Origin of the sequence: Streptomyces griseorubiginosus (genome assembly GCF_017614965.1) — a bacterium.
GTDB lineage: Bacteria > Actinomycetota > Actinomycetes > Streptomycetales > Streptomycetaceae > Streptomyces > Streptomyces griseorubiginosus_B.
The window spans coordinates 1-6619 of sequence record NZ_WVUG01000409.1 but is presented as its reverse complement, the minus strand read 5'-3'; the positions used below and the strand labels follow the sequence as shown (position 1 = coordinate 6619).

The 6619-nt window shown below is 73.0% G+C and carries 5 protein-coding genes and 1 pseudogene; 2 read left to right on the top strand and 4 right to left on the bottom strand.

All coding sequences use genetic code 11. The annotated features are described in order from the left end of the window. Window positions 1-376: pseudogene (locus GRC12_RS40455) on the top strand (glycosyltransferase family 39 protein); the annotation flags it as partial. Here GRC12_RS40455 and GRC12_RS40450 read toward each other — a convergent pair. Further along, entirely contained in the window at window positions 324-797 is a 474-nt protein-coding gene (locus GRC12_RS40450) for a MarR family winged helix-turn-helix transcriptional regulator (protein ID WP_208785446.1), read from the bottom strand. The pseudogene GRC12_RS40455 and the gene GRC12_RS40450 overlap by 53 nt on opposite strands. 125 nt (window positions 798-922) lie before the next feature. Between GRC12_RS40450 and GRC12_RS40445 the strand changes: the two genes are divergently transcribed. Next, entirely contained in the window at window positions 923-1336 is a 414-nt protein-coding gene (locus GRC12_RS40445) for an organic hydroperoxide resistance protein (RefSeq protein WP_133046253.1), read from the top strand. A gap of 105 nt (window positions 1337-1441) precedes the next feature. Here the strand turns inward: GRC12_RS40445 and GRC12_RS40440 are convergent, their stop codons facing one another. The 3 genes from GRC12_RS40440 to GRC12_RS40430 form a co-directional block, all read right to left on the bottom strand. After that, window positions 1442-3673, bottom strand: coding sequence for a bifunctional glycosyltransferase/CDP-glycerol:glycerophosphate glycerophosphotransferase (locus GRC12_RS40440; protein WP_208785445.1), 2232 nt, complete (start codon window positions 3671-3673; stop codon window positions 1442-1444). Between the two features lie 5 nt (window positions 3674-3678). Then, a complete protein-coding gene (locus tag GRC12_RS40435; protein WP_208785444.1) occupies window positions 3679-5880 on the bottom strand; it encodes a bifunctional glycosyltransferase/CDP-glycerol:glycerophosphate glycerophosphotransferase in 2202 nt (733 codons plus the stop codon). Between the two features lie 133 nt (window positions 5881-6013). Beyond that, a partial coding sequence (locus tag GRC12_RS40430; protein ID WP_208785443.1) for a CDP-glycerol glycerophosphotransferase family protein occupies window positions 6014-6619 on the bottom strand: 606 nt, incomplete at its 5' end.

Sequence of the window (6619 nt, the reverse complement as noted above, 5' to 3'; positions counted from 1 at the left end):
GTCCGGGACGTTGAGCGGCCAGGAGGTCGGGGTGCGCGAGCTGTCGGCGCGGCTGGCCGGGGTCGACCGGGTGTGGGTCGTCGGGGACGGGCGGGTGCTGGGGGCGCGGCGGCCCCCTCCGCGCAGTCCGGTCGAGCGGGCCAAACTCGCCGCTCTGGGCGGGCAGTTCACACCCCGCCGGCAGTACGTCAGCGGCCGAGTGACCCTACGGCTCTACGTCCGCCGCACATGGACGAACGGGCTCGCGCCGACGACAGGGCTCGCGCCGATGGACGGGCTCGCGCCGATGGACGGGCTCGCGTCGATGAACGGGCTCGCGGCTCCTACCGGCCTCCTCCCGTCTCCTCCGCCACGGCCGCGTCCAGCGCGGTCGTGAGGTCGTCCAGGCGGGCCCGCAGCGCGCGGATCTCGTCGACGTCGAAGCCCGTCGCGGTGGCGATCCGGCGCGGCACCTCAAGGGCACGCTCGCGCATCGCCGTGCCCTCCTCGGTGAGCCGTACCTCCACCGAGCGTTCGTCGCGGGCGCTGCGTTCACGGCGGACGAGACCCGCCGCCTCCAGCCGCTTCAGCAGCGGGGACAGCGTGCCGGAGTCGAGGCGCAGGTGTTCGCCGAGCTTCTTGACCGGCAGGTCACCGTGCTCCCACAGCACGAGCATCACCAGGTACTGCGGATAGGTGAGCCCGAGGTCCTTGAGGACCACGCGGTAGACGCCGCCGAAGGCGCGCGACGCGGCGTTCAGGGAGAAGCAGATCTGCTGGTCCAGGCGGAGCCAGTCGGTGGTGGGCGTCGTACTCATGCCTCCAGGATAGCTCTTGCGGGCCATTCAGTTGTGCACAATTGAATTGTGTGCTCTACTTGTCGTCGTGCGGCGGCCGCGGAAGAGCCGCCGGAACACCAACGACTCGAGAGGGATGGTTTTCCATGGACGCGCTCTACACCGCAGTCGCCACCGCCACCCACGGCCGGGACGGCCGGGCCTTCACGAACGACGGCAAGATCGACGTGAAGCTGGCGCCGCCGGTGGAGCTGGGCGGCAACGGTGAGGGCACCAACCCGGAGCAGCTGTTCGCCGCCGGTTACGCCGCCTGCTTCGGCAGCGCCCTGGGTCTCGTCGGCCGCCAGGCCAAGGTGGACGTCAGCGACGCCGCCGTCACCGCCGAGGTCGGCATAGGCAAGCAGGGCGAGGGCTTCGGTCTGAAGGTGACGCTGCGCGTGGAGCTGCCGGACACCGTGGACCAGGAGACCGGCCGCAAGCTAGTCGAGACCGCCCACCAGGTCTGCCCCTACTCCAACGCCACCCGGGGCAACATCGAGGTCGACCTCGTCATCGAGTAGACGTCGTAAAGCCGTAAGCGCAACAGGCGCCACCCCCGGCAGACAGCGCGGACGCCCCTGCACCGGCGTCCGCGCTGTCGTGTGCCCGGGCGGCCCGGGGCGCCGTCACCTCATCGAGGGAGCCCGGCCCGCTGCGGGCGCGGGGATCGCCGACAGGGAACCCGGCGCGGACATCCGCTCGCCGAGGATCAGCGTCCGTACCACCCGCTCGGCGGCCCGCCCGTCGTCGTACTCGCAGAACCGCTTCCGGAACCCGGCCCGCAGCGCCGCCGACTCCTCGTCCTGCCAGGTGCCGGACGCGAACAGCCACGCCAACTCCCGGTAGGAACGGGACACATGGCCCGGCGGCTCGGCGGTGATGTCGAAGTAGGCGCCCCGGCTCGCCGCGTACGCGCCCCAGTCGTCGGCGTGGACCACGATCGGCCGGTCCAGGTTGGCGTAGTCGAACATCAGGGCCGAGTAGTCGGTGACGAGCGCGTCCGAGGCCAGCATCAGATCCTCGACGTGCGGCTCGTCCGTCGCGTCGACGAGCACGCCCCGCCCGTGCAGATCGGCCAGACCGAGCCCGCGTGCCGTGCCGGTCGCGAGGGTCGGGTGCAGACGCACGACGAGGGTGTGGCCCGCGCCGAGGTCCGCGGCGAAACGGGCCAGGTCGACGCGGTCGACGTGGCCGCCCCGGCAGTAGTCGCGGCGAGTCGGGGCGTAGAGCACGACGGTGTGGTCGGCGGGGATGCCGAGCCGTGCGCGGACGGCCGCGGCCCGCGCCGCGTCACCGGTGACCAGCACGTCGTTGCGCGGGCTGCCCGTCCGGGCCGAGGTGAAGTGGCAGGGGTACGCCCGCTCCCACACCAGCTCGGAGTGCCGGTTGGCGACCAGGCTGAGATCCCAGCGGTCGGCGCGGTGCAGCATCCTCGGCACGCTGAAGCCGTGCCGGGCGCCGGGCTTGTCCAGCAGGTCGGCGCCCATGTACTTGAGCGGGGTGCCCTGGTGGGTCTGAATGTGGACCTGGCCGGGCCGTTTGACCAGCGCGCCGGGCCAGTTGACGTTGTTCACCCAGTACGTCGCCCGCGCCATCACCGAGTGGTAGCGCCGCGAGCCCGGCACCACGTGGTCCACTCCGTCGGGCACCGTGTCCAGCGCGTCCTCCCGCACCACCCACACCCCGCGCAACTCCGGTGCGATCTCCCGGGCCTTGGCGTGGATCGCGGCCGGGTCACCGTTGACGCCCGCGTGATGGGAGGAGGAGTACACGACGAGACGCGGATCGAGCGGAAGCCTCGAACCGGCGGTGTACCAGGCGCGTTGGGCGGCGGCCGACAGCCGCTGCGCGGCACGCCGTTTGCCCGCCCCGGCGATCCTGCGCACACCCCGCGCACCGTTCAGGGCCGCGTACGAGGCGTACGGCGTCCTCGCCAGCAGCCGCATCTCCGTGCCGCGCGGACCGGCCGGCGGGACGAAGCCCTCGGGGCGGTGGCGGCGGTGGAAGGCGCGCATCTCGCGGTGGAAGGCGGCGCGGTCGGCGGGGGTGACCCGGTCCTCGCGGGCGATCACGAACAGCATGTGGTCCAGGGCCCGTTCGAAGAGCAGGGGCCCGGCCCAGGCGAGGTCCTCGCGCTGCTCAAGGAACGCGAACAGGCCCTCGTACTGCGGGAAGATGTCGAAGTGCCGGCGCCCCGGCGTCCTGGTGATCGCCCCCTGCCGCCGCTGCCGGTACTCGACACCGATCCGGTTCAGGCACGCGATGCGCTCGGCCAGCACCATCGAGCGGTAGGTGACCGGCGCGTCCTCGTACAGACCCGGCGCGTACTGGAGGCCGTGCCCCTGGAAGAAGTCCCGCCGGTACGCCTTGTTCCAGGCGACCAGGAACAGATGGACGTACTCGGGACTGGTGCGCAGGTCGAAGACGTCCTGGCCGGCGCGGGCCAGCAGACCGGAGGAGTCGCTGGGGCCGCCCCGCCCCCACCAGTGCGTGCGGACGTGGTCGAAGACCAGGATGTCCGGGTCCTCGGCGCTCCCGAGCCGGTCGGCGACGGCGGCCAGCAGGCCCGGGGTGTAGAAGTCGTCGCTGTCGAGGAAGAGGACGTAGTCCCCGCGGGCCTGCGCGAGGCCGGCGTTGCGGGCCCGCCCCAGACCGACGTTCTCGGGCAGGTGCAGGACCCGTACCCGCTCGTCGCGGGCCGCGTACTCGTCGAGGATCGCGCCGCAGCCGTCGGGCGAGCGGTCGTCGACGGCGATCAGTTCGAGGTCGGGGTAGGACTGGTCGAGCACCGAGTCGATGCACTCACGCAGATAGCCCTGCACCTTGAAGACGGGGACGATGATGCTGAAGCGGGGCACGGGTGTCAGTTCCTCACGAGGGCGGGGACCGGGGCCGGGGTCCGTTCGGCGAGCGGGATCACGGGCGGGATCGCCTCCGGCGGCTCGCCCAGCAGCACCCGGCGCACCACGCGCTCGGCGGCCCGCCCGTCGTCGAACTGGCAGAACCGCTCCCGGAAGGCGGCCCGCGCGGCGGCGGACTCCGCGCCCGCCCAGGAGCCGTCGCGGAAGACCCCGGCCAGTTCCTCCGGCGTACGGGCCACCGGGCCCGGCGGGTGCTCCATCAGGTCGAAGTAGACGCCCCGGGTCTCCCGGTAGACGTCCCAGTCGTCCGCGTACACGACGATCGGGCGGTCCAGGTTGGCGTAGTCGAACATGATCGAGGAGTAGTCGGTGATCAGCGCGTCCGCGGCCAGGCACACGTCCTCGGAGGAGCGGTGCGCGGTCACGTCGATGATCCGGCCGGTGCCGCGCGCCCGGCCCCGGTCGTAGAAGTAGTGGGCGCGCAGCAGGACGACGACGTCCTCGCCGGCCTGCTCGCAGAAGGCCTCCAGGTCCAGGCCGGTCTCGAAGCCGGTGTGGTAGTCCCGGTGCGTGGGCGCGTACAGGACGGCCGTCCTGCCGTCGGGGACGCCCAACTCGCGCCGGACGCGGGCCACGTCGTCCGCGGTGGCCGTGTAGTAGACGTCGTTGCGCGGATAGCCGTACTCCAGCGTCTCGTGCGCGGCCGGGAAGGCCCGCTCCCACATCTGGGTGGAGTGCCGGTTGGAGGAGAGGTTGTAGTCCCAGCGGTCCACCCGCTCCAGCAGCTTGGTGAAGCTGCCGGTGGCGGCGGCCACCACGGGGTACGTCGCCTGGTCGACGCCCATCTTCTTCAGCGGGGTGCCGTGCTGGGTCGACAGGTGCACGCTGCCGGGGCGTTTGACGACGGCGTCCGCGAAGTTGGCGTTGTTCACGAGGTACTTGGCGCGGGCGAGGACGTCCCAGTACCGCGCGCTGCCGATGACCGCGTACTCCACGTCCTCCGGCACGGTGTGCGCCTGGTCCCGCTCGACGAGGAACACCGCCCGGATGTGCGGGGCGAGTTCGCGGGCCTTGGCGTGGATCGCGGCCGGGTTGCAGGCGTAGCCGCGGCCCCAGTAGGCGCAGTACACCGCGAGGCGCGGATCGAGGGGGCGGCGCAGGGCGCGGGCGTAGCGGAGCCGGGTGCGCAGGCCGTGGGGGCGGGGCAGGGCCGCCACGGCACGCGCGGCCGACCGGTTGACGCCGCGCAGGGCGCAGAAGGCCGTGTACGCCCCGCTCGCCAGCAGCCGGTGCTGGACGCCGAGACTCCCGCCCGGGGGACGGAAGCCGGCCGGGCGGTGGCGGCGGTAGAGCCTGCCCGCCCGGCGGAAGAAGGCGCGGCGGCCGGAGGTGAGCCGGCGCGGATGGGCGGCCGTCTTCAGGACGGTGGCGAAGAGGTGGTCGAACAGCGGCACCAACCGCTCCTCGTGCAGCCCCAGTTCGGCCGCGCGGGTGAGCACCAGCTCGACCTGGTCGAGGAGTTGCGCGTGGTGCGGGCCCGGCAGGTTCAGCCGGCTGCCCTGCCGGCGCACCAGGTGCCGTACGACGACTTCGCGCAGCACCGCCGCCTTCTCGGCCCGCAGCGCCACCAGGGCACCGAAGCCGACGTCGGTGTAGTGGCTGTCGGGGAAGGCGAGCCGGTGCTCGGTGAGGAAGGACCTGCGGTAGACCGCGCTCCACGCCGGGAGCTGGACGCCGGTCAGCTGGGGGACCTGGTCGGGGGAGAAGGCGCCGGCCGGGGTCTTCGGCGGCAGCAGCAGCGCGGCCGGGTTGGTCGGCTCGCCCTCCCACCACGGCACCCGCTCGTGCTCGGCGTACAGGACGTCCACGTCACCGGTCTCCGTCAGCCGTGCGTCCAGCGCCGCCAGCGCGCCCGGGACGAGGGTGTCGTCGCCGTCGAGGAACAGCAGATACGCGCCGGTCGCCGCCCGCGTCCCGGTGTTGCGCGCCCCGGCCAGACCGTCCGCCGGCGGCGAGTGCACCGGGCTCACCCGGGAGTCCCGCTCGGCATACCCGGCGACGAGCTCCGCCGCGGGCGCGTCGGGGCCGTCGCAGACCGGGATCAGCTCGAAGTCGCCGTGGGACTGCGCGAGGACCGAGTCCAGCGCCTGGGACAGGCGGCCTGCCACGCCATGGGAGGGGACGATGATGCTGAAGCGGGGCATTCTGCTCTTTCTCTCGATGGTCGTGGGGTGCGTCAGCGTCCGGGGCGTCCCGCCGGGCGCCAGGTGGACGGCCGGCTCGGGGTGGGCCGTGACGGGCTGGAGGGCATGGAACTCCCCGGTGCGAGAACGGTGTTCAGAGGCTGTCGGTGACGGTCAGGGAACCGGCGGGCTGTGGCACGGTGACCTGCGGGGAGCGTGCGGGGCCCGTTGCCGCCGAGGGCACCGGGTGGCGCTGGTCGAGGGGGATCACCGGCGGCAGGCCCCGCTCGCCCAGGACGACATGGCGTACGACCCGCTCGGCGGCGCGTCCGTCGTCGTACGGGCAGAACCGCTCGCGGAAGGCGGAGCGCAGCTGGGCGGAGCGGGAGCCGCGCCAGTGGCCGGTGACGAAGATGTCGATCAGCTCGTCCTCGCTGCGCGCGACCGCGCCCGGCGGGAAGGCGCGCAGGTCGACGTAGAGGCCGCGGGCCGCCTCGTACGCCTCCCAGTCGTCGAGGTGGAGCACGATCGGGCGGTCGAGGTTGGCGTAGTCGACCATCAGGGGCGCGTAGTCGGTGACCAGGGCGTCCGAGGCGAGGCAGAGGGACTCGAGACTCGGATGGCCGGTGACGTCGATGATCCGGTCGTTCGGCGTGACGGGTGCGGGGGTGCGGGCCAGGACGACGTGGCGCGGGCCCAGGCGGCGCAGGACGCGGTCCAGGTCGAGGGGGGAGCGCTGGGTGCGGCGGTAGTCACGGGG

Bases quoted from the DNA above. Each gene is read 5' to 3' on its own strand.
- GRC12_RS40450 (WP_208785446.1), bottom strand. From the start codon at position 797: ATGAGTACGACGCCCACCACCGACTGGCTCCGCCTGGACCAGCAGATC.
- GRC12_RS40445 (WP_133046253.1), top strand. From the start codon at position 923: ATGGACGCGCTCTACACCGCAGTCGCCACCGCCACCCACGGCCGGGAC.
- GRC12_RS40435 (WP_208785444.1), bottom strand. From the start codon at position 5,880: ATGCCCCGCTTCAGCATCATCGTCCCCTCCCATGGCGTGGCAGGCCGC.